The organism is Stenotrophomonas oahuensis, assembly GCF_031834595.1.
Lineage (GTDB): Bacteria > Pseudomonadota > Gammaproteobacteria > Xanthomonadales > Xanthomonadaceae > Stenotrophomonas > Stenotrophomonas oahuensis.
This window is the reverse complement of the sequence record NZ_CP115541.1, coordinates 1,968,948-1,993,384: the sequence shown is the minus strand read 5'-3', so window position 1 is coordinate 1,993,384 and position 24,437 is coordinate 1,968,948. Positions and strand designations below refer to the sequence as shown.

Genomic DNA, 24,437 nt, shown 5'->3' with positions numbered 1-24,437 from the left:
CGGTGCCACTCGACGCGAAGGAGCTTCCCGTCATGCATTACCTCGATAATCTTCTCCTCAATACCGACAGCTACAAGGCCAGCCACTGGCTGCAGTACCCGCCGGGCACCGACGCCACGTTCTTCTATGTGGAATCGCGCGGCGGCCTGCACGACCGCACCGTGTTCTTCGGCCTGCAGTCGATTCTGAAAGACGCGCTGGCGCGTCCGGTCACCCACGCCGACATCGACGAGGCGCGCGACCTGTTCGCCGCGCACGGTGAACCGTTCAATGAAGCCGGCTGGCGCGACATCGTTGACCGGCTGGGCGGGCACCTGCCGGTGCGCATCCGTGCCGTGCCCGAAGGCAGCGTGGTGCCCACCCACCAGGCGCTGATGACCATCGAATCGACCGACCCGCAGGCGTACTGGGTGCCGTCGTACCTTGAAACGCTGCTGCTACGGGTGTGGTACCCGGTGACCGTGGCCACCATCAGCTGGCATGCCAAGCAGACCATCCGTCGTTTCCTGGAACTCACGAGTGACGACCCGGAAGGGCAGCTGCCGTTCAAGCTGCACGACTTTGGCGCGCGCGGCGTGTCGAGCCTGCAATCGGCGGCACTGGGCGGAGCCGCGCATCTGGTCAACTTCCTCGGGACTGACACGGTATCGGCGCTGTGCCTGGCCCGCGCGCACTACCACGAGCCGATGGCGGGCTATTCGATTCCGGCCGCCGAGCACAGCACCATCACCAGTTGGGGCCGCGAACGCGAAGTGGATGCGTATCGCAACATGCTGAAGCAGTTCGGCAAACCCGGCGCGATTGTCGCGGTGGTGTCGGACAGCTATGACATCTACCACGCCATCCGCGAGCACTGGGGCACCACGTTGCGCGAAGAGGTGATCGCCTCGGGGGCCACGCTGGTGATCCGCCCCGACTCGGGCGACCCGGTGGAGGTGGTGGCCGACAGCCTGGTACTGCTCGACGAAGCTTTCGGCCACACGGTGAACGGCAAGGGCTACCGCGTGCTCAACCATGTGCGGGTGATCCAGGGTGATGGCATCAACCCGGATACGATCCGCGCGATCCTGCAGCGCATCACCGACGCCGGCTACGCGGCCAACAACGTGGCCTTCGGCATGGGCGGTGCCCTGCTGCAGCGGCTGGACCGCGACACCCAGAAGTTCGCGCTGAAGTGCTCGGCGGCGCGGGTCAACGGCGAATGGATCGACGTGTACAAGGATCCGGTGACCGACAGTGGCAAGCAGAGCAAACGGGGACGGCTGCAGCTGGTGCGCAACGTGGAGGATGGCCGGCTGAATACGGTGCCGGTCAATGACGGTACGCTTCCTACCGGTACTGAAGACGCGATGGTCACGGTCTGGGAGAATGGGGAGCTGCGGGTCGACGAGGCGTTTGCCATGATCCGCACCCGCGCGGAACGCACCCGCGTTTGATGCCGCCAAGCTGTTCTTGACCTTCGCCCGTCCGAGGTCTACCTTGTGCGGGCCGAAGGTGTTTATCTCTTCATGCAGATGAAGGGATGAAATTAAACGGGAATCCGGTGAAAGCGCTCTGCGCTCATTCCGGAGCTGCCCCGCAGCGGTGAATGGAAACGACCCCCGCCACACAGCACTGGGCTTCGCGCCTGGGAAGCGGCGGGCACTAGGTGGGCCTGCGCGCCCGTGTCCATCAGCCCGAATACCGGCCCCGGCCAGAGAGCACGACCGCTTTCTGCTTCGATCCGGTTCGCCCGCGGGGGCGAAGGTCGCTGGTGAAGCGCACATGGCCGCAAGGACGTGGACGCTGCACGGTTCCTTCGTTCCTCAATGCCGCCAAGCAATGAGGACACTTTTCATGACCACGGTTACCAATCTGGGTTTCCCCCGCATCGGGGCCAAGCGCGAGCTGAAGCGTGCGCTGGAAGCATTCTGGTCGGGCCAGAGCAGCGCGCAGTCGCTGCTGGACACCGCCGCGACGCTGCGCGCCACGCACTGGCGGCTGCAGCACGACGCCGGCGTGGATGTGCCGACCAGCAACGACTTCAGCCTGTATGACCAGGTGCTGGATGCCGCCTTCCTGTTCGACGCGATTCCGGCCCGCTACCGCGCCCTGGCCGACGCGGATCCGCTGGCCGGCTACTTTGCCATGGCCCGCGGCCTGCAGCGCGACGGGCATGACCTGCACGCGCTGGAAATGACCAAATGGTTCGACACCAACTACCACTACCTGGTGCCGGAATTGCAGGCCGGCCAGGGCTTTGCCCTGCGCGGCAACAAGCCGCTGGCCGAGTACCGGCAGGCGCAGGGTCTGGGCATTGAAACGCGCCCGGTGCTGATCGGCCCGGTGACCTTCCTGCTGCTGTCCAAGACCACCGACGGCAGCCCGGCGCTGGACCTGCTGGACGCGCTGCTGCCGGTGTATGTGGAACTGCTGGGCCAACTGCAGGCGGCGGGTGCTGCGTGGGTGCAGCTGGACGAGCCGGTGCTGGTGCGGGACCTGGACGATGCCACGCGCGCGGCCTTCGTTCATGCCTATGAAGTACTGGCTGCAGCCACCCGCCCCAAGGTACTGGTGGCCACCTACTTCGGTGCGCTGGAAGACAACCTGGCGCTGGCCACTGGGTTACCGGTGGAGGGCCTGCATGTGGACCTGGTGCGTGCACCGGAACAGCTGGATGCGGTGATCAAGGCACTGCCGGCAGGACGTGTGCTGTCTGCCGGTGTGGTCAACGGCCGCAACATCTGGCGCACCCATCTGGACAACGCCTTGCTGCTGGCGCGCTATGCGCATGGTCACGTCGGTGGCGACCATCTGTGGCTGGCCCCTTCGTGTTCGCTGCTGCACAGCCCGGTGGATCTGGCCCACGAGACCAAGCTGGATAGCGAGCTGCGGGGTTGGCTGGCGTTCTCGAAGCAGAAGCTGGAGGAACTGCGCCTGCTGGCCAATGCCATCGACAACCCGGCCGTGGCCGAGAGGCCGCTGGCGGCGGCCCGCGAACGGCTGGAAGCGCGCCGCCGCTCGCCGCGGGTGCACAACCCAGTGGTTGCCGAGCGCCTGGGCGCGATCACCGCCGCCGATTCGCAGCGGCACAGCGCCTACCCACAGCGCCACCTGGCCCAGGCCGCCGCGCTGAACCTGCCACTGTTCCCCACCACCACGATCGGCTCGTTCCCGCAGACGCTGGAGGTGCGCGAAGCACGCGCCCGCAACAAGTCCGGCAAGCTATCCGACGCCGACTACGATGCGTTTCTGGCCACCCAGACTGAATTCTGCGTGCGCGCGCAGGAGCAGATCGGACTGGATGTGCTGGTGCACGGCGAGTTCGAGCGCAATGACATGGTGGAGTACTTCGGCGAGCAGCTGGAGGGCTTTGCCTTCACCAAAAACGGCTGGGTGCAGAGCTATGGCTCGCGCTGCGTGAAGCCACCGGTGATCTTCGGCGACGTCAGCCGCCCACAGCCGATGACGGTGCGCTGGTCACAGTACGCGCAGTCGCTGACCGAGCGGCCGATGAAGGGCATGCTGACCGGACCGGTGACGGTGCTGCAGTGGAGCTTCGTGCGTGACGACCAGGCCCGGGCAGATACCTGCCGGCAGATCGCGCTGGCGCTGCGCGATGAGGTGCTGGACCTGGAAGCGGCGGGCATCGGGGTCATCCAGATTGACGAGCCCGCCATCCGCGAGGGCCTGCCGTTGCGCCGCGCGCAGTGGCGTGACTATCTGGACTGGGCGGTGGAAGCGTTCCGGATCACCGCCAGCGGCGTGCGTGATGCCACCCAGATCCACACCCACATGTGCTACTCCGAGTTCAACGACATCATCCACTCGGTGGCGGCGATGGATGCGGATGTGATTTCCATTGAGACCTCGCGCTCGCGCATGGAGCTGCTGGATGCCTTCGTGCGCTTCCAGTATCCGAACGAGATCGGGCCGGGCGTGTATGACATCCACTCGCCCCGCGTGCCGGACAAGGAGGAGATGGTGGCACTGCTGCGCAAGGCCGCCGAAGTGCTGCGGCCGGAGCAGATCTGGGTGAATCCGGACTGCGGGCTGAAGACCCGTGCCTGGCCGGAAACCCGCGCCGCGCTGGAGGCGCTGGTGGCGGCTGCCCAGCAACTTCGTGACGAATACGCCGACGCCAACGCGGCCTGACCCTCCCTTCTGTAGACCGTGCCCAGCGCCGCCGTTGCCGGCGCTGGGCACACTGGAACTGCCATGAACGACTTTGTACGCCCTACCCTTTCCCTGCCCGATGGCCACACCAAGCTGCTGCTGCATTCGTGCTGCGCGCCGTGCTCGGGCGAAGTGATGGAGGCGATCACCGCCTCCGGGATCGACTACACCATCTTCTTCTACAACCCCAATATCCATCCATCGCGCGAGTACCAGCTGCGCAAGGAAGAGAACATCCGCTTTGCCGAGAAGCACAATGTGCCGTTCGTGGATGCCGACTACGACACGCGAGAGTGGTTTGCGCGGGCGCGCGGCATGGAGCATGAGCCCGAGCGCGGCATCCGCTGCACGATGTGCTTTGACATGCGCTTCGTGCGCACTGCCCTGTATGCGCATGAGCATGGGTTCCCGGTGATCAGCAGTTCGCTGGGCATCTCGCGCTGGAAGGACATGAACCAGATCAACGACTGCGGGCATCGTGCCGCCGCGCACTACCCCGGTATCCAGTACTGGGACTACAACTGGCGCAAGGGTGGTGGCGCAGCGCGCATGGTGGAGATCAGCAAGCGCGAGCAGTTCTACCAGCAGGAGTACTGCGGGTGTGTGTACTCGCTGCGGGATACCAACCTGCATCGGCAGGCGTCCGGGCGCGGGAAGATCGAGATCGGGGTGTTGTATTACGGGGATGGCACCACGAACGAATGACGTGTCGGGGCGTGCGATAGACTGTGGTCCCCCGCGCCCGTGACCATCCCCCATGAACCGCTTCCCCGTCGATGTCGCCCTGATCGTGGTCGATCTGCAGCCGGACTTCATGCCCGGCGGTGCGCTGGCCTGCGCTGACGGCGACGCCATCGTGCCCGGTATTGCCGAATTGCTGGCGCAGCGGCGCTATCACACGGTGGTGGCCACACAGGACTGGCATCCGGCTGACCATGCCTCATTCGCCAGCCAGCATCCGGGGCATGCGCCGTTCGAGCAGATCACCCTGCACGGGCACCCGCAGACACTGTGGCCAGACCACTGCGTGCAAGGCACGCCCGGGGCCGCGCTGCATACAGACGTGAATTGGGACGCGGCCGATCTGATTCTGCGCAAAGGCACGCGCCGGCAGGTGGATTCCTATAGCGCGTTCCAGGAGAACTTCGGGCCTGAAGGTACCCGCCCGGCAACGGGCCTGGCCGGCTGGCTGCGCGAGCGTGGCATTGCCGAGGTGCATGTGTGCGGGCTGGCGCGGGATTACTGCGTGCTGTGGACGGCGCAGGATGCGGTGGCGGCAGCGTTCCGGGTGGGGTATCTGTGGGAGCTGACCCGGGCGGTGAGTGCGGAGAATGATGCGGCTACGCGCGATGCGTTGTTGGCGGCAGGGATTGTGGCGCGTTGATGGTTGCGTATCGACCAACGGTCGATACCTACCGGTAGGTCACGACCGTTGGTCGTGACCCGCAGGCGAGGAACGACGTCAGGCAACCACAACCAGACGTATCGCAAACCCGATCAGCAACACCCCCATCAGCCGCTCGAACCAATGGCTCACGCGCAGGAACCGCTGCCGCACCGCCGCCGCTGACAGCGCCACGCTGACCAGCACGAACCACGCCGCATTGACCACACACATCCACAGCCCATAAAGCGCCTGTACCGCCAATGGCGTCTGCGCGCTCACCAGCGTGGTGAACGCGGCCAGGAAGAACAGCGTGGCCTTGGGGTTGGTCGCATTGGTCATGAACCCGATCGCGAACGACCGTCCCGGTGTCTGCACTGCGACCACCGGAGCACCCGCCTCGACGGCACTACTGTCGCTGCCCGGTTTGCTCAGCAGGAACCGGATGCCCAGATAGAAGATGTAGGCGGCACCGATCCAACGGGCCCCTTTCATCAACCACGGCGTGGCGTTCAACAGTGCGGCGACGCCGATCAGGGTGTAGATGACATGTACCGACATGCCCGCGCCGATGCCCAGCGCGGTGTAGATGCCGGTTCGGCGGCCGAAGCGCACCGTCTGCCGGACGGCGACCGCGAAGTCAGGGCCGGGGGCGATGACGGCCAGAAGGTGAACCACGGCGAGGGTGAGGAATTCGGCCCAGTACTGATGAAGCACGTCAGATCCGCAATGGAGGGGTTGAGCCGGACCTTACCGGAACACGACGGTGCGGTGGCCGTTGAGGATGATGCGATGCTCCACGTGACGGCGCACAGCGCGTGCCAGCACCTGCGATTCGGTGTCGCTGCCGAGGCGCACCAGATCGCGCGGCGTCATGGCGTGATCGACCCGGGCGACGTCCTGTTCGATGATCGGGCCTTCATCGAGGTCGGAAGTGACATAGTGCGCGGTCGCGCCGATGATCTTGACCCCGCGTGCGTGGGCCTGATGGTACGGCTGTGCACCCTTGAAGCTGGGCAGAAAGCTGTGGTGGATGTTGATCGCGCGGCCGGCCAGCGCTTCGCACAGACGCGGTGAGAGGATCTGCATGTAGCGGGCCAGCACCACCAGGTCGATGTTCTCGCGCTCGACCAGATCGATGATCTGCTGTTCCTGCACGGCGCGGTTGTCCGCATTCACCGGCAGATGGTGGAACGGGATGCCGTAGGAGGTCGCCAGCGGACCGAAGTCCTCATGGTTTGAAGCGACGGCGGCGATATCCACCTGCAGCTGGCGGCTGTGCGCCCGGAACAGCAGGTCGTTCAGGCAGTGGCCCTGTTTGCTCACCAGCACCAGCAGGCGCGCCTTGCGACGCGCGTCGTGCAACTGCCAGTCCATCTGGAAGTCCGCGGCCAGCCCATCCATGCGGGCCTGGATGGTCTCGATCGGCTGGGCCGCATCGCGGTCGAAGTGCACGCGCAGGAAGAAACGTCCGCTTTCATCGTCGCCGAACTGCTGGGCATCGAGGATGTTGCAGCCCTGCTCGAACAGCAGGCCGGAGACGCGGTAGACGATCCCGGTACGGTCCGGGCATGACAGGGTGAGGATGGAATCGGGGCGCATGGTTTGAGTTTAACCGGCGCGGCCTGGGGCTGGCGGGGATGTTGTCAGATGCAACTTTTCGGGGTGGTTGGTGCTGCTGGCGTGTGGATGTGCGCTGACCGTGGGACCGACAATGCCTGGATGCGCGCTGGCTTTCGTAGAGCCGGGCTTGCCCGGCTGCACTTTGCGCGCGAACAACAGCCGGGCAAGCCCGGCTCTACATCAGCCGTGCGGATGCACTGTCAGCGCCACCAGCCGCATCACCAGTGGGCGCACCACCAGAACACAACAGAACGCAGTCGGCATCGCCAGCTGATAGGCCGACAGCACCCGCATAGGGTAGTCGGCGTTGATACCCGCATTGGCGGCCGTGATCACCAGGCACATCAGCATCGCCATGATCGCGGCCATGAAGAACGCGAACACGAACGGCGTGGTACGCGCTGCCAGCTTCCAGCGGCGGGCAACAACAGAAGTGGAGTTCATCCTGCTCAGTCCAGTACACGGGCAACCCAGCGGTTGCGGGACCGGCACGATATTCGGCCCACCGCATACACGGTAGATCGCCTCACCTTTGCACAGACCAAAGCAAAACTTTGCTTCAAGCAGCGACAATAGCGTCACCATGAACATTCTTCACTGCATCCGCAGCTTCATCCGTACCGCCGACGCCGGCAGCCTGGCCGCGGCCGCGCGCACGCTGGGCATCAGCTCCGCCGCTGTTGGCCAGAACATCGCCCGGCTGGAAACCCACCTGGGCGTGCGCCTGTTCAACCGCACCACGCGCCGGCTGGTGCTGACCGAGCGGGGTTCGCTGTACTTGGCCAAGGTGCGTCACGTCGAAGACGACCTGCAACGCGCGCAGGACGCGGTGACTGACCCGGAAGCGGAGCCGGAAGGCCGACTGCGCATTGCCAGCACGGCCGCCTTCGGTCGCCATGTGCTGGCCCCGCTGCTGCCGTCACTGCAGGCGCGCTTCCCAGGGTTGGACATCGAACTGCTGCTGTCAGACCGCAGCGTGGATCACGCGCATGAGGAAGTGGACGTCAGCATCCGCATCGACCCGCAGCTGGAAGAAGGTCTGGTCGCGCGCCCCCTGGCGCAGGTGCCATTCGTGGTGTGTGCTTCGCCGGTGTACCTGGCCCAGGCCGGCGTGCCGGAAGCCCCGGAAGACCTGGGTGATCACCGTTGCCTGGTGTTCCGCTACCCGGTGGATGGCCGCCACCTGCGTTGGGGGTTTGTGCGCGATGGCCAGGCGTTTGATGCAGATCTGAATCCGGCCCTGGTCAGCGACGATATCGATGCGCTGGCCGCGATGGCGGCGGCCGGCGGCGGCATCGCCCGACTGGCCGCCTTCGTGGCCGCGCCGTGGCTGGTGCGCGGCAACCTGCAGGTGCTGTTCGCTTCGGATGATGGTGCGCATACCTCACCGGAACCGATGCGGCTGTACCTGTGTGTGACCGACCGCCGTGATCTGACGCCGAAGGTACGGGCGCTGATGGAGCACGTGGTGGAGGGGCTGCCGGAGGCGTGGCGGGTGGATGCAGCGGCTCAGGCCGACCGCCGGGCCTGACACCGGCGCTTCATCTGTTCCAGCAGTTCAGCCTCCTGCTTGCTGGTCGCCTCGATCGGCAGCTTCAGTATTGCTTCCTGCATTCCGAACAGGGCCAGGACATCGTGCGCCTGACGAAGGGTCAGTCCACGCTCCATTTCCTTCGTGGAGAAGCTGGCCAGTCCATCCTCGTGGAAGCGCAGCGATGCGATGAAGCTTGAGCGGGCATCCTCGCTGAGTGCCCTGAGCGGGGATTGATCCGGCAGATCTCCGAGGTACTTCAGGAGATCCGCCTTGCTTTGGATCGGTGCTCCCGGTTCTTCAGCCCCAGAAGCACCCTGCTGAGTTGGTGCGACGCCCTGACACTCTGCCGATGCGTGGCTGGCGATCAGCGACATCAACACAGCTGCGAATACCTTCGACTTCATGGTGTTACTCCTTACATATGCGGCCATGCGCCGCAGGTGGAGGCTGCTACCGATGTCGAATCGAAAAGTGTGCAGCTTGTTCCAGTTAAGGCCATATCTATCGAAGTGGCGGTGCCGAGCGCGGCAATTCCGCGGAAACACTCACGTTTGAGGTGAGTGCCTCCGTGGCGTAATCGCCACACAATGATCAGACGTCGTTACGACTTTGACGCAATGAACACACCGCGCGCTTCGCGCGGCTCGCATCGCAGGTACTGCGGTGCGGGGGTGATGCTGTCACCGAGTGCGGCGGCCGCGTGCCACGGCCAGCGCGGGTCGTAGAGAATGCCGCGCGCCAGCGCGACTGCATCGGCGTGACCGTGGCGCAGGATTGATTCGGCCTGCGACGGGTCGGTGATCAGGCCGACCGCGATGACCGGCATGCGCACCTTGGCGGCCTTGATCGCCTGCGCGAACGGCACCTGGTAGCCCGGTTCCAGCGGAATCTTCTGGCGCGGGTCGAGGCCACCACTGGAGACGTGCAGGAAGTTGCAGCCACGCAGGTCCAGAATCTGCGCCAGCGTGGTGGTCTGTTCGATATCCCAGCCGCCGGCGACCCAGTCGCTGGCGGAAATACGCACGCCGACCGAGATGCGGTCGGACACCGCTTCACGCACGGCGTCGAACACGCGGATCAGCAGGCGCATGCGGTTCTGCAGCGAGCCGCCGTACTCATCTTCGCGCTGGTTGCTGAGCGGCGACAGGAACTGGTGCAGCAGGTAGCCGTGCGCGGCATGCAGTTCGATCAGATCCAGGCCGATGCGTTCGGCGCGCTGGGCGGCGGCAACGAAGGCGTCGACGATGGCGTCGATGCCGGCGAGATCCAGGGCTTCCGGTTTCGGATGGTCATTGAAGGCCAGTGCGGACGGTGCAGCGGTTGTCCAGCCATTCGGGTCGGTGGCCGGCAACCCGCCACCGCCGTCCCACGGCCGCGCCGAGGAGGCCTTGCGGCCCGCGTGGGCCAGCTGCACGCCCAGCGGCATCGGCGACCAGGCTTTAACCGAGGCGATCACGCCGGCGAGGGCAGCTTCGGTGGCGTCGTCCCACAGGCCGAGGTCGGCCCAGCTGATGCGGCCTTCGGGCAGCACGGCGGTGGCTTCCAGGATCAGCAGGCCGGCACCGGACTGGGATAACTGGCCCAGGTGCTGGCGGTGCCAGTCGTTGGCCTGGCCGTCAGTGGCGGAGTACTGGCACATCGGGGCGATGACGATGCGGTTGGGCAGCTGCAGCGGCCCAAAGGAGACGGGGGAGAAAAGCTGGCTCACGGGGGACTCGGACGTGGGGGTTAAACCGGTGGGTATTGCACTCTGAAGCGGGGTTGCAGGCAACCGTTTGTGTGGAACGGTGAAAGGCCCAGCCGGGCAAGCCGCGCCGCGACCACATTTGCGTACCATTCCGCCAAACGCGTCGCCACGCGCCCGCAGAATGACGTGCCAACGACCGCGCAGCCGGGCAAGCCCGGCTTTACAACAGGAACGACAACGCCGGGGCGCAGGGCTGTTCCACCTTCAGGGTCAGCAGATCATCAGCACGGGTACGGCCGAGGTTGAGCGCCGCCACCGGCAGGCCGGCCTTGGCGGCGGCCTGGACGAAGCGGAAGCCGGAATAGACCATCAGCGAGGAGCCGACCACCAGCACGGCGTCGGCCCGGCCCAGGTGGTCGTGCACCGCAGCCACACGCTCGCGCGGGACGTTTTCGCCGAAGAACACCACGTCCGGCTTGAGAATGCCGCCGCAATGCGGGCAAGCCGGAACGCTGAAGGCAGCGAAATCCACGCCCTCCAGGTCGGCGTCACCGTCCGGAGCCTGCGCGGCGTCCAGATGCGCCCATTCCGGGTTGAGCGCGAGCAGGCTGTCCTGGAACTCCTCGCGCGGGCTGCGCGCCTCACAACCCATGCAGCGCACCTGGTCGAGGCGGCCGTGCAGGTCGATGACCGCGCGGCTGCCGGCGCGCTGGTGCAGACAGTCCACGTTCTGGGTCAGCAGCACTTCCATCTGGCCGCGGTCTTCCAGCGCGGCCAGGGCGGCGTGGGTGCCATTGGGCAGCGCCTGGCCGAAGCGTGGCCAGCCCAGCAGGCTGCGCGCCCAGTAGCGCTGGCGGGTGGCCGGCAGGGCCATGAAGTCCTGGAAGTTCACCGGCGGGGTGCGCTTCCAGTGGCCGTCGGCGTCGCGGTAGTCGGGAATGCCCGAGTCGGTGCTGCAGCCCGCGCCGGTCAGCACGAACAAGCGACGGGCGCGGTGGATGAAGTCGGCCAGATGGGTAGACATGAAAAGCAGATGGGGGCACAAGGCCCCCATCGCAATTGCCGGTTCAGGGTCCGGCGATGTCCGCCGGCAAGGCGGGCACGGCGGTGGGCTGGTGCTTCTCGTCCAGCGCGATCATCACAAAGTGCCCTCGGGTGCATAGCTTGCGCTCGCCCGTGTGCAGATCTTCGGCGATCAGCTCCACTTCCACCTTCATCGAGCTGCGCCCGACTTCAACGATGCGACCCACGGTTTCGACCATCTGGCCGATGGTGATCGGCAGCTTGAAGTCGACCTGGTCCGAGCGCGCGGTGACCACGGTGCGGCGCGAATAACGGGCCGCCGCCAGGAACGCCGCCTTGTCCATCCACGCCAGCGCCTGGCCACCGAACAGGGTGCCCATATGGTTGGTGTGGTTGGGAAAGACGATTTCGGCCATGCGCACTTCGGTGGGCGGGACGACGTCGGCGGCAGTGGTCATGGCGGCGGTGACCTCAGAAGTTCATGTCGAAGGCGACTTCGCCCTGCACGCCCACCTGGTAGGCCGACGGGCGGCGTTCGAAGAAGTTGGTCAGCTCCTGCACGTCCTGCAGTTCCATGAACGGGAGCGGGTTGCGCACGTTGTACTTCTTTTCCATGCCGAGGCGGTGGAAGTGGTTGTCGGCGCAGTGCTGCAGGTACTGGCGCATGTCGCGGGTGGAAATGCCGGCCACGCCGCCGGACAGCACGTCTTCGGCAAACTGCACTTCGCATTCGATGGCGTCGGCCAGCATGTCATAGACCTGCTGCTTCATTTCGTCGTCGAACAGGTCCGGCTCTTCCTCGCGGATCACGTCCACGCATTCGAAGGCGAAGTCCATGTGCGCGCTTTCGTCGCGGAACACCCAGTTGGTACCCGAGGCCAGGCCGTTGAGCAGGCCACGCGAGCGGAAGTAGTACACGTAGGCGAACGCAGCGAAGAAGAACAGGCCTTCGATGCACGCGGCGAAGCAGATCTGGTTGAGCAGGAACTGGCGGCGCTGCTCGCGGGTTTCGATGCGATGCAGGTCCTGGATCGAGTCGATCCACTTGAAACAGAAGTCGGCCTTCTTCTTGATCGAGTCGATGTTCTCCACCGCCGAGAACGCCTTGGCGCGCTCTTCCGGGTCCGGCAGGTAGTTGTCGAGCAGGGTCAGGTAGAACTGCACGTGCAGCGCTTCTTCGTACAGCTGGCGCGACAGGTACATGCGCGCTTCCGGCGCATTCAGATGCTGATACAGGTTCAGCACCAGGTTGTTGGAAACGATCGAGTCGCCGGTGGCGAAGAACGCGACCAGACGATGGATCAGGTGGCGCTCACCCGGCGACATCTTGGTGTGCAGGTCGCTGATGTCGATCTGGAAGTTGATTTCTTCCACGGTCCAGGTGTTCTTGATCGCGTTGCGATACATGTCATAGAACTGCGGGTAGCGCATCGGGCGCAGGGTCAGTTCAAAACCGGGATCGAGCAGCATCTGCTTGCGGGTGTCGGCCATGGTGTTTCGTCCTTCAAATGGTTGTGCCGACCAGGGGTCGGCACGAACCGGGTGTTGGGTTCCGTGCCGACCAACGGTCGGCACCTACCGGATGTCTGATCAACCGGGTAGGCACCGACCGTTGGTCGGTGCATCCGGTACGCCTTCTTATTGGCAAGCCTCGCAGGCTTCCGGGTTTTCCAGCGAGCAGGCGATGGCCTCTTCCGGGGTGAACACCTTTTCCGGAGCCGCGGTGGCGGTGTGGCTGACCGTGGTCTTGGCAATCTTGGTGGCCGGACGCGAACGCAGGTAGTACGTGGTCTTGATGCCCTGCTTCCAGGCGTACATGTACATGGACGACATCGCACCGATGCTCGGGCTTTCCATGAACAGGTTGAGCGAGGCGGACTGGTCGATGAACGCGCCACGCTCGGCGGCCATGTCGATCAGCGAACGCATCGGCAGTTCCCAGGCGGTGCGGTAGACCTGGCGCAGGCTTTCCGGAATCTGCGCGATGCCCTGGATCGAACCTTCCGCCATCTTGATGGTGTCGCGCATTTCCGGGGTCCAGTGGCCAAGCTTCTTCAGCTCGTTCACCAAGTAGCGGTTCACCTGCAGGAAGTCGCCCGACAGCGTTTCACGCTTGAACAGGTTGGACACCTGCGGCTCCACGCACTCGTAGCAGCCGGCGATGGAGGCGATGGTGGCGGTCGGGGCGATCGCGATGATCAGCGAGTTGCGCAGGCCGTGTTCCTTGATGCGGGCACGCAGGGCATCCCAGCGCGCGCCGTCTTCCGGCACCACGTTCCAGGCGTCGAACTGCAGTTCGCCGCTGGCAGCGCGGGTGTCGTTGAACGACGGGTGCTTGCCGCGTTCCTGCGCCAGTTCGACCGAGGTCTCCAGGGCGTGGAAGTAGATGGTTTCGGCGATCTTCTTCGACAGCGCGCGCGCTTCGGCGCTGTCGAACGGCAGGCGCTTGCGGAAGAACACGTCCTGCAGGCCCATGCAGCCCAGGCCGACCGGGCGCCAGCGCATGTTGGCGCGGCGGGCGGTTTCGATCGGGTAGAAGTTCAGGTCGATGACGCGGTCGAGCTGACGCACGGCCAGGCGCACGGTTTCGGCCAGCTTCTCGTAGTCGAACTCGTTGTGCTCGTCGAAGTGGTTGCCCAGGTTGATCGAACCCAGGTTGCACACCGCGGTTTCATCGTTGGAGGTGACCTCCAGGATTTCGGTGCACAGGTTGGACAGGTGGATCACGTTGCCCGGACGCAGGGTCTGGTTGCTGGCGCGGTTGCACTTGTCCTTGAAGGTCATCCAGCCGTTGCCGGTCTCGGCCAGGGTGCGCATCATCCGCGAGTACAGCTTGCGCGCGGAGATGGTGCGGTTGGCCTTGCCCTGGGCTTCGGCCTGCAGGTAGGCCTGCTCGAAGGCTTCACCGAACAGGTCGGTGAATTCCGGCACCACGCGCGGATCGAACAGCGACCATTCCTGGTCGGCTTCGACGCGCTTCATGAACAGGTCCGGCACCCAGTTGGCCAGGTTCAGGTTGTGCGCACGACGCGATTCGTCGCCGGTGTTGTCGCGCAGCTCCAGGAAATCTTCAATGTCGGCGTGCCAGGTTTCCAGGTACACGCAGGCCGCGCCCTTGCGCTTGCCGCCCTGGTTCACCGCAGCCACGGACGAATCCATGGTCTTCAGCCACGGCACGATGCCGTTGGAGTGACCATTGGTCGACTTGATCAGCGAGCCACGCGAACGCACGCGGGTGTAGCTGACGCCGATGCCGCCGGAGAACTTCGACAGCTGGGCGATGTCGCCGTACTTGGAGTAGATGGATTCCAGCGAGTCCTGCGGCGAGTCCAGCAGGAAGCACGAGGACAGCTGCTCGTGGGTGGTGCCCGAGTTGAACAGGGTCGGGCTGGACGGCAGGTAGTCCAGGTTGCCCATGCGCTTGTACAGCGCCAGGGTTTCCGGCACGTCCTCGCTCAGCGCGCTGGCGATGCGCAGGAAGAACTGCTGCGGGGTCTCGATCACCTTGCGGGTGTGCGGATGGCGCAGCAGGTAACGGTCGTACAGGGTGCGCAGACCGAAGTAGTCGAAGTTCAGGTCCAGCGAGATGTCGATGGCGTCGTTGAGCTTGCGCGCGTTGGTCTGCACGAAGTTCAGCAGGCGGTCGTTGATCAGGCCGACTTCATGGCCACGGCCCACCGACTGCGAGAAGGCGTGGATTTCCTGGCCCGACACTTCCTTGGCGATGTAGTTGGCCAGCAGGCGCGCGGCCAGGCGGCCGTACTCGGGTTCTTCACCGATCAGCAGGGCGGCGGTGCGGATCGACAGCTCGTCCAGTTCCTGCGTGGTGGCCCCGTTGTACAGGCCGGAAATGGTACGGGTGGCCACGCGCATCGGATCGACCGCGTGCAGGCCTTCGGCCGAACGCTGCACCGCGCGCACGATCTTGTTCAGGTCCACCAGTTCGGTCGACCCGTTGCGCTTGGTCACGCTCATCGTGTTGGAGGTCGGCGGCGAGGTCAGCAGGAACTCGCTTTCCTTCTTCTCGATGGTGGCGCTGGATTCGGTGCTCACGGCGGTGTCCTCTAGGCGTGATATGGGCGGGCACTACGATTGCCGACAGGGTTGGCAACCGGCCGGTGCGCACGGGCCTCAGGGTGGCAGAACGGCGTCTCACGGGACGCGACAGACGCGATCCCCTTGTGACACCAGCCCTCTCCCCCCGGAGACTGTCGCAACCGGCACCGTCTGCGGTGGGCAGGCGGCTCGTCGGCAGGAAGCACGATCCGGCTTCCCTGTGGTTCCGCCCGCCCCGTCTTGGGGTTGGTGGAACCGCCAGCCACAAGATAGTGGGGGTGTCAGGGATCGTCAACGCTAAATGTAGGAGATTTCACCAATCCCTTGTGGCGCAAGGATTGGCCGATAAGGGTGTCCGACGAACGGTTGGAACCTGTCGAAATGGACTGCGCTGTCAATGGGGAAACACGTCTTCGGGTGACGAAAACAGTGTGTGAAAAACGGAACGGCACGCATCACGTGGGCGTAACAAACGCGGGATCACGCCCGGTGGGGCGTGCCCAGGTACTCGGCGCTCTGCATCTCGATCAGGCGCGAGGCGGTGCGCTCGAACGCGCCCTGCAGGCGGGTGCCGGTGTACAGCGCCACCGGGGTGTCGGTGGCGGTGCAGACCAGGTTGACGTGGCGGTCGTACAGTTCGTCGATCAGATTGACGAAGCGCCGGGCGGCGTCTTCGTTGGTGCGGTCGAAGTGCGGAATGTCGCCCAGCAGCACGGTGTTGAACTCGTGCGCGATCTCGATGTAGTCCGAAGGACCGCGCGGCCCCTCGCAGAGGGCGGCGAAGTCGAACCAGGCGATGCTCTTGCCCCGTCCGCGCACCGGGATCTTGCGTCCCTCGATCTCGATATTGCCCGCTTTGGCCTGTTCGCCGCCGCTGAGCTCGGACCAGCGGGTGCCCAGCCAGGCGTCGCTGCCGGCGTCGCGCGGGGACTGGTACACCGGCGAGCGGGTCAGCGCGCGCATGCGGTAGTCCTCGGTGCCTTCGGCGTACAGCTCCACGCAGTAGGTCTGCAGCAGGCCGATGGCGGGCAGGAAGCTGTCGCGCTGCAGGCCGTTCAGGTACAGGTTCTCCACCGCCGTATTGGAGGTGGTGACCAGGGTGACCCCTTCGGCAAACAGGCGCTCAAGCAGGCGCGCCAGCAGCATGGCGTCGCCGATGTCGGTGACGAAGAACTCGTCCAGCACCAGCACGCGCAGCTTGTTGCGCCATTCCTGGGCGATGCGGGCCAGCGGGTCGCTCTGGCCCTGGTGCTCGCGCAGGCGCTCGTGGATGCCACGCATGAAGCGGTGGAAGTGGGTGCGGTACTTCTGCTGGATCGGCAGCCCGTCATAGAACAGGTCGACCAGGAAGGTCTTGCCACGCCCCACCCCGCCCCAGAAGTACAGGCCCTTGACCGGCTCGGGCTTCTTCCAGAACGCGGACAGGCGATCCAGCCAGCCGTCCTGGTCGCTGTCGAGCAGGGCGGTGTGGATGCGGTCCAGCTCGGCCAGGGCGGCGTGCTGGGCGGGGTCGTTCTGCCATTCGCCCCGCGCTGCGCCTTCGGCGTAACGCTGGGAGGGGGTCAACACTGCGGAACTCATGCGGCCGGGCTGCCGGTAGTGGGCAACCACTGCTTCAGGCCGTGGGTCAGCGCGCCGCGCAGGTCGATCAGCTTGCGGTGGAAGAAGTGGCTGGTTTCCGGCATGCGCACCAGTTCGTGCGGCAGCTTCAGCTGCTCCAGCCAGTCATACACGGCCTGCGGGTCGACGATCTCGTCCTGCTCGCCCTGGATCACCAGCCACTGCGCCGGCGGCTGCACGCCGTCGAAGTCCCAGCGCCCGGCGGGCGGGGCAATGGACACCAGCACCTGCGGCTGCAGCTCGGCCGACGCGCGCAGCGAGACGAACGCGCCGAAGCTGAAACCGGCCAGCCACAGCGTGGCCTGCGGGTTGCCCGCGCGCGCCCAGGCCACCACGGCCTTCAGGTCGTCCTGTTCGCCCACGCCATGGTCGAAGTCACCCGCCGAGCCGCCCACGCTGCGGAAATTGAAGCGCACCGTGGTGATGCCCATCTCGCGCAGGGTGGTGGCCAGCATGGTCACCACCTTGTTGTGCAGGCTGCCGCCCTCGGTGGACAGCGGATGGCAGATCACGGCGATGACCGGCACGGTGGGCACATCGGCCTTGGGCAGGTCGACAGCGACCTCGAGCGGGCCGACCGGGCCGGCCAGGGTGAGCGTGCCGGATTCGGCGGGGAACGGGGGATTTTGCATGGCACCATGATAGCGTCCCCTGCCCCCGACCTGCCCTGCCCCGCTCATGACATATCTGCTGTTGGCCGTGATCTGCTCGGTGCTGGTCTCGGTATTGCTGAAGCTGGCCGCGCGCCGGCAGCTGGACGTGGCGCAGATGGTGACCTGGAACTATCTGGTCGCCGCCACCCTGACCGCGGTGGTCCTGCGGCCGCCGCTGGCGTCGCTGCAGTCCGGGCACGCGCCGTGGCTGGCGTTGCTGGGGTTGGCGGTGGTGCTGCCGACCATTTTCCTGGTGCTGGGCCGGGCCGTGGCCGAAGCCGGGATCGTGCGCAGCGATGTGGCCCAGCGGTTGTCGCTGCTGCTCAGTCTGCTGGCGGCCTTCCTGTTCTTCGGCCAGACCGCCACGGCGTGGAAGCTGGTTGGGCTGGGGCTGGGCCTGGTGGCAATGCTGATGATCAGCCTGCGCCCGCGCGGCCCTTCGGTGACCGCCACATCGGGCAGCTGGCGCTGGCTGCTGGGCGTGTGGGTCGGGTTTGCGGTGGTGGACATCCTGCTCAAGCAGGTGGCGCTGTCGGGGACGCCATCAATGGCCGCTCTGCTGGCCTGCTTCAGCATCGCCTTCGTGCTGATGCTGGCGCTGCAGCTGTGGCGGCACTTCAGCGGACGCAGCCGGTTGAACCTGCGCAATCTGGGTGCCGGCGCGCTGCTGGGCCTGCTCAACGGCGGCAACATCCTGTTTTACGTGCACGCCCACCAGGCGCTGCCGGACAGCCCGGCGACCGTGTTTGCCGGGATGAACATCGGCGTGGTGGTGCTGGGCGCGCTGGTGGGGGTGCTGGCGTTCGGGGAGCCGACGTCGCGCTGGAACCGGGTGGGGTTGGGGTTAGCGGTGGTGGCGATTTCGTTGATTGCGTGGGGGTGATGGCACCGTACCGACCAACGGTCGGTACCTACCGGCGGCGACGGCGGTAGCGCACGACCGTTGGTCGTGCGGCAAATCGGTCGTGCGGCGCTTCAGCGGTCGAAGCCGAGCAGCAGCGGATCATGGTCCGAACTGCGCCACGGGCCAGCCTCGTTGCGGTCGCGATAGCCGACGTCATCCGCCTCGTCCGCATTGATATGCCATTCGGCCGCGCCACGCAGGCGCTTGGCCATGCCCGGGCTCAACAGGGCGTGATCCAACCGGCCGGTCATGCCGTTGTACACGTAGCTATACGGCTGCTGGATCTTCGCCACAGCGAAGGCATCCTGCCAGCCGGCGTCATGCAGGGTGCGGATCGGCGCTTCCATCGCATAGGCGTTGAAGTCGCCCAGCAGCACCGCGTCCGACGTGCCGGCCCCGGTCGGGTCGGTCGCCAGCCACTGGTCGAGCAGCTTGGCGGAGGTTACCCGGGTCGCATTCCAGCAGGCCTGACCGTCCTTCTGGTCGGCATCGGCCCCGGTGGCTTCCGAGCAGCCCTTGGACTTGAAGTGATTGGCCACCACCACGAACGGCGCGCCTTTGCCGGCGCGGAACGCCTGCGCCAGCGGCACCCGGCTGTGCGGGCCGAACGGCGCGGTTTCGAGGACCGCCGGTGCACCCACCGGGGTCACCTTCGAGGCGCGGTAGATGATACCAACGCGGATCGGGTTCTCGCCCGGGCCTTTGCTGGCATCCACGAAGCGCCAGTCGCCCTTGGCACCACGGTCGGCATTGAGCGCATCGACCAGCTGGGCGATGGCCGACTGCGGGCCGTAGCCGTCGTTCTCCAGTTCCATCAGTGCGGCCACGTCAGCGCCCAGTGCATTGATGGTGGTGACCAGCTTGGTCTTCTGCGCTTGGTGTTCGGCTGGGGTGCGTGCGCCGCGCAGGGTCGGGAAGCCGCCGCCCTGGCCGTCGCCGTTGAAGAAGTTTTCCAGGTTGAACGCGGCCACCTGCAAGCTGCCGGCAACCTTCGGTACCGCTGGACGGGCCGGCGCGGGCAGTTTCAGCGGGGTGGTCACCTGCAGCCGGGCCACGCCCTTGTCGTCCACCCGCACGATGCCTTCCACGTTGCGCAGCACGGTGCCGGTGCGCAGGTCCGCACCGGCCGGCAGATAGGCCACCGGGCCCGGGTCACGAGCGCTGCTGCCGTCATCGAGCAGCAGGCGTCGGCGCTGGTTGTCGGCGATCACCTTGGCATGCGCCTCGGTACCCGGCAGCGCGACTTCGCTGGGCTGCCACAGGCGACCGTCGAAGGCGACGGTGAGTTCGCCGAAGCGGCTCAGGCCGTCGGTGCCGGCCAGCGTCAGCGGCGCGGCGATGCGGACCTTCTGACCGTCCAGCACGCGCCAGTCCGCCGGGGCCGTGGTCAGGGTGACCGTGGCGCGTGCAGAGGTTGCGGCGGGAGCCGGTTGTGCCCGCGGCTGGGCCTGGGCGAAGGCGGTGACGGGCAGCAGCAGCGACAGGGCAAGGGCAAGAGAACAGCGGCGCATCGGCGGGCACGGGCAGGTAAGAGACGCACAGGGTATCGCCAGATTGTGGCGGGATGGCGCGTGTGATGATGGTTGCCCGGGTTGGGCAAAGCCGGGCCCGTTCGACACCGCGAGGACGCGCATGGCGCGTCCCTACGCGTTCCCCGAGTGAGGCCGGGGGGACGGTTATTTCAGATTCGCCAGCATCCAATCCACGGTGGCGTGGATCTGCTCCTCGGTCAGCGCCGGGTTGCCGCCCTTGGGCGGCATGATCCCGCCGTCCGGGCCGGTGTAGCCCTCGATGGCGTGCTTATAAAGGGTGTCCTTGCCCTGCCCGAGGCGCTGATCCCAATGCGCATGGTCCAGGGTGGGAGCCTGGCCGACGCCGGTGGTGTGGCAGGCGGTGCACAGGTTGTCGAAGATCACCTTGCCGTCGGTGGTGCCGCCATAGGCGACCTGCGCGGCGGCCTTGGCCAATGCGGCGGCCTTGGCCGCGGCCTGTTCGGCGGCACCGGTGGCGCCGGCGTAGACCGCGCCGGCCGGGGCAATGCGCAGTTCGGTGCGCTTGGCCGCCTGCGGCGAGACTTCCGGCGGAATGCGGGTGTGCAGGTACGCGGCGAACAGGATCAATCCGAGCGTGATGGCCATCAACAGCGCGATGACCATGGAAAAGCGTTTCAGGAACTCGAGGTCGTAATTCCGCACTCTCTATACCCCTGGCTGATAGTCGTTGGACCACGGCTTGTCGGGCGAGTATGACCAGCGGCGGCAAGCCTGTGCAAGCCGCATTCAAGTGCCGCAATGCAGCAATGGCAAGGCCTCAGCCGCCGGCAGCGCGCAGGCAGACCTGGCAGATCGACGCTACCAGCGCGTCTTCGTCGCCCACTGCGTCACGACTGGGCGCGGTTGGCCCGACCAGCGCTTCGGTGAACGCCCCCACGATGCAGGCCGCCGTGACCCGGGTGTCCTGGGCGGGAAAGCTGCCAGTTGCGACACCGTCGGCGACGATGCGGTGGAACACATCGCCGAACAGCCGTCGGCAGCGGATGCGCTCGGCTTCCACTTCCGGGTCGACCGGTTCGGCGATGAAGGCGTAAGCCAGCCCGGGGCCGGCCAAAGCGCGGCGCACGAAGGCGGTGATCGCCCGGCGCAGCCGTTCCGGCGCGGGCAGGGCCTCGGCGGCGATGCCCTCGAAGATGCGCAGTTCGTGCTCGACCGCTGCGGTCAGCACCTCCACGAACAGCTCGGCCTTGGACGGGAAGTGCCGGTAGATCAGCCCGGTGGAGACCCCGGCCTCGGCCGCTACGGCGGTAACCGGGGCGTTGCGGTAGCCGCCGGCAGCCACCAGCGCGCGGGTTGCCAGCAGGATCCGCTCGCGGGCCCCGGCCAGGCGTTCTTCCATCAGTGCGGAGCGTTTATAGGCCATTTTCTGATTCTATGTTCAATTTTTGAATTTGTATTCACTTTTACCCCGGGGCGGGCTAGGCTGGCGAAAATCGTGGAGCCCGCCATGCACGTCCCAACCCTGAACTTCGACCTCGGCGAAGAGATCGATCTGCTGCGCCAGAGCGTGGCCCATTTTGCCTCGGCCGAGGTCGCCCCGCTGGCGGCGAAGGCCGACGAGGAGAATCTGTTCCCGCATCCGCTGTGGCGCAAGCTCGGCGAACAGGGACTGCTCGGCCTGACCGTGGAAGAGGAATACGGCGGCAGTGGCATGGGCTACCTGGCCCACGTGGTGGCGATGGAAGAGATCTCACGCGCCTCCGGTGGCATCGGCCTCAGCTATGGCGCGCATTCGAACCTGTGCGTGAACCAGCTGCGCAAGAACGGCACCGAAGAACAGAAGCAGCGCTTCCTGCCCGACCTGTGCAGCGGCACCAAGGTTGGCGCGCTGGCGATGAGCGAACCGGGCGCGGGCTCGGACGTGGTGTCGATGAAGCTGCGCGCCGACAAGCGCGGTGACCACTACGTGCTCAACGGCAACAAGATGTGGATCACCAACGGGCCGGATGCCGACGTGCTGGTGGTCTACGCCAAGACCGACCCGGACGCCGGAGCCAAGGGCATCACCGCGTTCCTGGTCGAAAAGGGCATGAAGGGCTTTTCCACCGCACAGAAGCTGGACAAGCTGGGCATGCGCGGCTCCAACACCTGCGAACTGGTGTTCGAGGACTGCGAAGTGCCGGAAGCCAACGTGCTGGGCACGGTCGGCGGCGGCACCAAGGTGCTGATGTCCGGGCTGGACTACGAGCGCGTGGTGCTGTCCGGCGGCCCGCTGGGGCTGATGGCGGCCGCGCTGGACGTGGTTATGCCCTACGTACACGAGCGCAAGCAGTTCGGCGAGGCGATCGGCACCTTCCAGCTGATCCAGGCCAAGCTGGCCGACATGTACGTCGGCCTGAATGCCTGCCGCGCCTATGTGTATGCAGTGGCGCGCGCCTGCGACCAGGGTCGCACCACCCGCCAGGACGCGGCCGGTGCCATTCTGTACTCGGCCGAGAAGGCCACCTGGCTGACCGGCCAGGCGATCCAGATCCTCGGCGGCAACGGCTACATCAACGAGTACCCCACCGGCCGGCTGTGGCGCGATGCCAAGCTGTACGAGATCGGCGCGGGCACCTCGGAGATCCGCCGCATGCTGATCGGCCGCGAACTGTTCCAGCGCACCAAGTAAGGGCCCTGCGATGAGCGTATTGAGCACCCAGCTGCAACCGGGCAGCGAGACTTTCGAGGCCAACCGCGCGGCACTGCAGGCGGTGGTGGATGACCTGCGCGCCACGCTGGCGCAGACCGCGCGCGGCGGCAGCGAAGCCGCCCGACAGAAGCACACCGCGCGCGGCAAGCTGCTGGTGCGTGAGCGCATTGATGCGTTGCTGGACCCGGGCAGCGCGTTCCTGGAAATTGCGCCGCTGGCCGCGCACGGCATGTACGACGACCCGATTCCCAGCGCCGGCGTGGTGGCCGGCATCGGCCGCGTGTCCGGGGTGGAATGCGTGATCGTGGCCAACGACGCCACGGTGAAGGGCGGCACTTATTACCCGGTCACGGTGAAGAAGCACCTGCGTGCGCAGGAGGTGGCCGAACAGAACCGCCTGCCCTGCATCTATCTGGTCGACTCCGGCGGCGCGTTCCTGCCGTTGCAGGACGAGGTGTTCCCGGACCGCGACCATTTCGGCCGCATCTTCTACAACCAGGCCAACCTGTCCGCGCAGGGCATTCCGCAGATTGCCTGCGTGATGGGCTCATGCACCGCCGGCGGTGCCTATGTGCCGGCGATGAGCGATGAGACGGTGATCGTGCGCGAGCAGGGCACGATCTTCCTGGGCGGCCCGCCACTGGTGAAGGCGGCCACCGGCGAAGTGGTCAGTGCCGAGGAACTGGGCGGTGCCGACGTGCACACGCGCATTTCCGGCGTCGCCGACCACATGGCCGACAACGACCTGCAGGCGCTGGCGCGGGTGCGCGCGATCATTGCCCAGCTCAACTGGCGCAAGCCGGAACCGGCGCTGGCGATGCAGGCACCGCTGGAGCCGCGCTACCCAGCGCAGGAACTGTACGGCGTGATTCCCGCCGACACCCGCAAGCCGTACGACGTCCGCGAAGTCATCATGCGCCTGGTCGATGATTCGCGCTTTGACGAATTCAAGCCGCGCTATGGCAACACCCTGGTGACCGGCTTCGCGCATCTGCACGGCTACCCGGTGGGCATCATCGCCAACAACGGCATCCTGTTCTCCGAGTCCGCACTGAAGGGCGCGCACTTCATTGAACTGTGCACCCAGCGCGGCATTCCACTGGTGTTCCTGCAGAACATCACCGGCTTCATGGTCGGCCGCAAGTACGAGCACGGCGGCATCGCCAAGGATGGAGCGAAGCTGGTGATGGCGGTGGCCTGCGCCAAGGTGCCCAAGTTCACTGTGGTGATCGGCGGCTCGTTCGGTGCCGGCAATTACGGCATGTGTGGCCGCGCTTATTCGCCCAACTTCCTTTGGATGTGGCCGAATGCGCGCATCGGCGTGATGGGCGGCGAGCAGGCCGCCAGCGTGCTGGCCACGGTGAAGCGCGACGGCATTGAAGCCAAGGGCGGGCAGTGGTCGAGCGAAGAGGAAGACCAGTTCAAGACCCCGATCCGCGACCAGTTCGAGCAGCAGGGCCATCCCTATTACGCCAGCGCGCGTTTGTGGGATGACGGCGTGATCGACCCGGCCGATACCCGCCGCGTGCTGGCGCTTGCGCTGTCGGCCAGCCTCAATGCACCGGCGCGTAACACTGCGTTCGGCGTGTTCCGCATGTAACCCGGAAGATGAC

At 66.0% G+C, this 24,437-nt stretch carries 22 protein-coding genes and 1 riboswitch; of the genes, 8 read left to right on the top strand and 14 right to left on the bottom strand.

From position 1 onward, the window contains the following. Positions 1-32: 32 nt before the first annotated feature. From PDM29_RS08625 to pncA, 4 genes are all read left to right on the top strand, one after another. Positions 33-1,436, top strand: a complete 1,404-nt coding sequence (locus PDM29_RS08625; protein WP_311193433.1) for a nicotinate phosphoribosyltransferase — start codon at positions 33-35, stop codon at positions 1,434-1,436. Between the two features lie 38 nt (positions 1,437-1,474). Then, positions 1,475-1,706: riboswitch (cobalamin riboswitch) on the top strand. A gap of 130 nt (positions 1,707-1,836) precedes the next feature. Beyond that, a complete protein-coding gene (gene metE, locus PDM29_RS08620; protein WP_311193432.1) occupies positions 1,837-4,134 on the top strand; it encodes a 5-methyltetrahydropteroyltriglutamate--homocysteine S-methyltransferase in 2,298 nt (765 codons plus the stop codon). A gap of 63 nt (positions 4,135-4,197) precedes the next feature. Beyond that, the gene (locus PDM29_RS08615; RefSeq protein WP_311193431.1) at positions 4,198-4,860 is read left to right on the top strand and encodes an epoxyqueuosine reductase QueH; all 663 of its coding nucleotides are present in this window, start codon (positions 4,198-4,200) and stop codon (positions 4,858-4,860) included. 52 nt (positions 4,861-4,912) lie between these two features. Next, the gene (gene pncA / locus PDM29_RS08610) at positions 4,913-5,539 is read left to right on the top strand and encodes a bifunctional nicotinamidase/pyrazinamidase (RefSeq protein WP_311193430.1); all 627 of its coding nucleotides are present in this window, start codon (positions 4,913-4,915) and stop codon (positions 5,537-5,539) included. Between the two features lie 78 nt (positions 5,540-5,617). Here the strand turns inward: pncA and PDM29_RS08605 are convergent, their stop codons facing one another. From PDM29_RS08605 to PDM29_RS08595, 3 genes are all read right to left on the bottom strand, one after another. Beyond that, a complete protein-coding gene (locus PDM29_RS08605; protein WP_311193429.1) occupies positions 5,618-6,256 on the bottom strand; it encodes a LysE family translocator in 639 nt (212 codons plus the stop codon). 33 nt (positions 6,257-6,289) lie between these two features. Then, a complete protein-coding gene (gene purU / locus PDM29_RS08600) occupies positions 6,290-7,141 on the bottom strand; it encodes a formyltetrahydrofolate deformylase (RefSeq protein ID WP_311193428.1) in 852 nt (283 codons plus the stop codon). A gap of 201 nt (positions 7,142-7,342) precedes the next feature. Next, positions 7,343-7,606, bottom strand: coding sequence for a DUF2798 domain-containing protein (locus PDM29_RS08595; protein WP_311193427.1), 264 nt, complete (start codon positions 7,604-7,606; stop codon positions 7,343-7,345). Between the two features lie 139 nt (positions 7,607-7,745). Here PDM29_RS08595 and PDM29_RS08590 point away from each other — a divergent pair, with 139 nt between their 5' ends. Beyond that, a complete protein-coding gene (locus PDM29_RS08590; RefSeq protein ID WP_311193426.1) occupies positions 7,746-8,693 on the top strand; it encodes a LysR family transcriptional regulator in 948 nt (315 codons plus the stop codon). Here the strand turns inward: PDM29_RS08590 and PDM29_RS08585 are convergent. The 8 genes from PDM29_RS08585 to PDM29_RS08550 all read right to left on the bottom strand — a co-directional run bounded on the left by PDM29_RS08585 (position 8,672) and on the right by PDM29_RS08550 (position 17,714). Next, positions 8,672-9,100, bottom strand: a complete 429-nt coding sequence (locus PDM29_RS08585; RefSeq protein WP_311193425.1) for a hypothetical protein — start codon at positions 9,098-9,100, stop codon at positions 8,672-8,674. The two genes, PDM29_RS08590 and PDM29_RS08585, sit on opposite strands and share 22 nt — an antisense overlap. A gap of 197 nt (positions 9,101-9,297) precedes the next feature. After that, positions 9,298-10,404 (bottom strand): NADH:flavin oxidoreductase/NADH oxidase, encoded by a 1,107-nt coding sequence (locus PDM29_RS08580; protein ID WP_311193424.1) that lies wholly within the window; start codon positions 10,402-10,404, stop codon positions 9,298-9,300. A 199-nt stretch (positions 10,405-10,603) separates the two neighbouring features. After that, positions 10,604-11,407: an NAD-dependent protein deacetylase gene (locus PDM29_RS08575; RefSeq protein ID WP_311193423.1), complete on the bottom strand. Its 804-nt coding sequence runs from the start codon at positions 11,405-11,407 to the stop codon at positions 10,604-10,606. A gap of 43 nt (positions 11,408-11,450) precedes the next feature. After that, positions 11,451-11,864, bottom strand: a complete 414-nt coding sequence (locus PDM29_RS08570; protein ID WP_311193422.1) for an acyl-CoA thioesterase — start codon at positions 11,862-11,864, stop codon at positions 11,451-11,453. Positions 11,865-11,877: 13 nt separating this feature from the next. Further along, positions 11,878-12,897 (bottom strand): ribonucleotide-diphosphate reductase subunit beta, encoded by a 1,020-nt coding sequence (locus PDM29_RS08565; RefSeq protein WP_282298594.1) that lies wholly within the window; start codon positions 12,895-12,897, stop codon positions 11,878-11,880. 147 nt (positions 12,898-13,044) lie between these two features. Continuing rightward, on the bottom strand, positions 13,045-15,459 hold the full coding sequence (locus PDM29_RS08560) for a ribonucleoside-diphosphate reductase subunit alpha (RefSeq protein ID WP_311193421.1): 2,415 nt from the start codon (positions 15,457-15,459) through the stop codon (positions 13,045-13,047). A 483-nt stretch (positions 15,460-15,942) separates the two neighbouring features. Beyond that, a complete protein-coding gene (gene zapE, locus PDM29_RS08555) occupies positions 15,943-17,043 on the bottom strand; it encodes a cell division protein ZapE (RefSeq protein WP_311193420.1) in 1,101 nt (366 codons plus the stop codon). After that, positions 17,040-17,714 carry an alpha/beta hydrolase gene (locus PDM29_RS08550; protein ID WP_311193419.1) on the bottom strand — a complete coding sequence of 225 codons (675 nt, stop codon included), beginning with the start codon at positions 17,712-17,714 and terminating at the stop codon, positions 17,040-17,042. Before PDM29_RS08550 ends, zapE begins: the two co-directional genes overlap by 4 nt. Positions 17,715-17,760: 46 nt before the next feature. Here PDM29_RS08550 and PDM29_RS08545 point away from each other — a divergent pair, with 46 nt between their 5' ends. Next, positions 17,761-18,618 carry an EamA family transporter gene (locus PDM29_RS08545; RefSeq protein ID WP_311193418.1) on the top strand — a complete coding sequence of 286 codons (858 nt, stop codon included), beginning with the start codon at positions 17,761-17,763 and terminating at the stop codon, positions 18,616-18,618. 92 nt (positions 18,619-18,710) lie between these two features. Here the strand turns inward: PDM29_RS08545 and PDM29_RS08540 are convergent, their stop codons facing one another. From PDM29_RS08540 to PDM29_RS08530, 3 genes are all read right to left on the bottom strand, one after another. Beyond that, positions 18,711-20,150: an ExeM/NucH family extracellular endonuclease gene (locus PDM29_RS08540; RefSeq protein WP_311193417.1), complete on the bottom strand. Its 1,440-nt coding sequence runs from the start codon at positions 20,148-20,150 to the stop codon at positions 18,711-18,713. 165 nt (positions 20,151-20,315) lie between these two features. Further along, positions 20,316-20,834, bottom strand: coding sequence for a c-type cytochrome (locus tag PDM29_RS08535; RefSeq protein ID WP_311193416.1), 519 nt, complete (start codon positions 20,832-20,834; stop codon positions 20,316-20,318). A gap of 115 nt (positions 20,835-20,949) precedes the next feature. Then, positions 20,950-21,555 carry a TetR/AcrR family transcriptional regulator gene (locus PDM29_RS08530; RefSeq protein ID WP_125359596.1) on the bottom strand — a complete coding sequence of 202 codons (606 nt, stop codon included), beginning with the start codon at positions 21,553-21,555 and terminating at the stop codon, positions 20,950-20,952. A gap of 84 nt (positions 21,556-21,639) precedes the next feature. Here PDM29_RS08530 and PDM29_RS08525 point away from each other — a divergent pair, with 84 nt between their 5' ends. Then, positions 21,640-22,803 carry an isovaleryl-CoA dehydrogenase gene (locus PDM29_RS08525; protein WP_311193415.1) on the top strand — a complete coding sequence of 388 codons (1,164 nt, stop codon included), beginning with the start codon at positions 21,640-21,642 and terminating at the stop codon, positions 22,801-22,803. 10 nt (positions 22,804-22,813) lie between these two features. Further along, complete coding sequence (locus tag PDM29_RS08520; RefSeq protein WP_311193414.1) at positions 22,814-24,424, top strand: carboxyl transferase domain-containing protein; 1,611 nt, start codon at positions 22,814-22,816, stop codon at positions 24,422-24,424. Positions 24,425-24,437 lie beyond the last annotated feature (13 nt).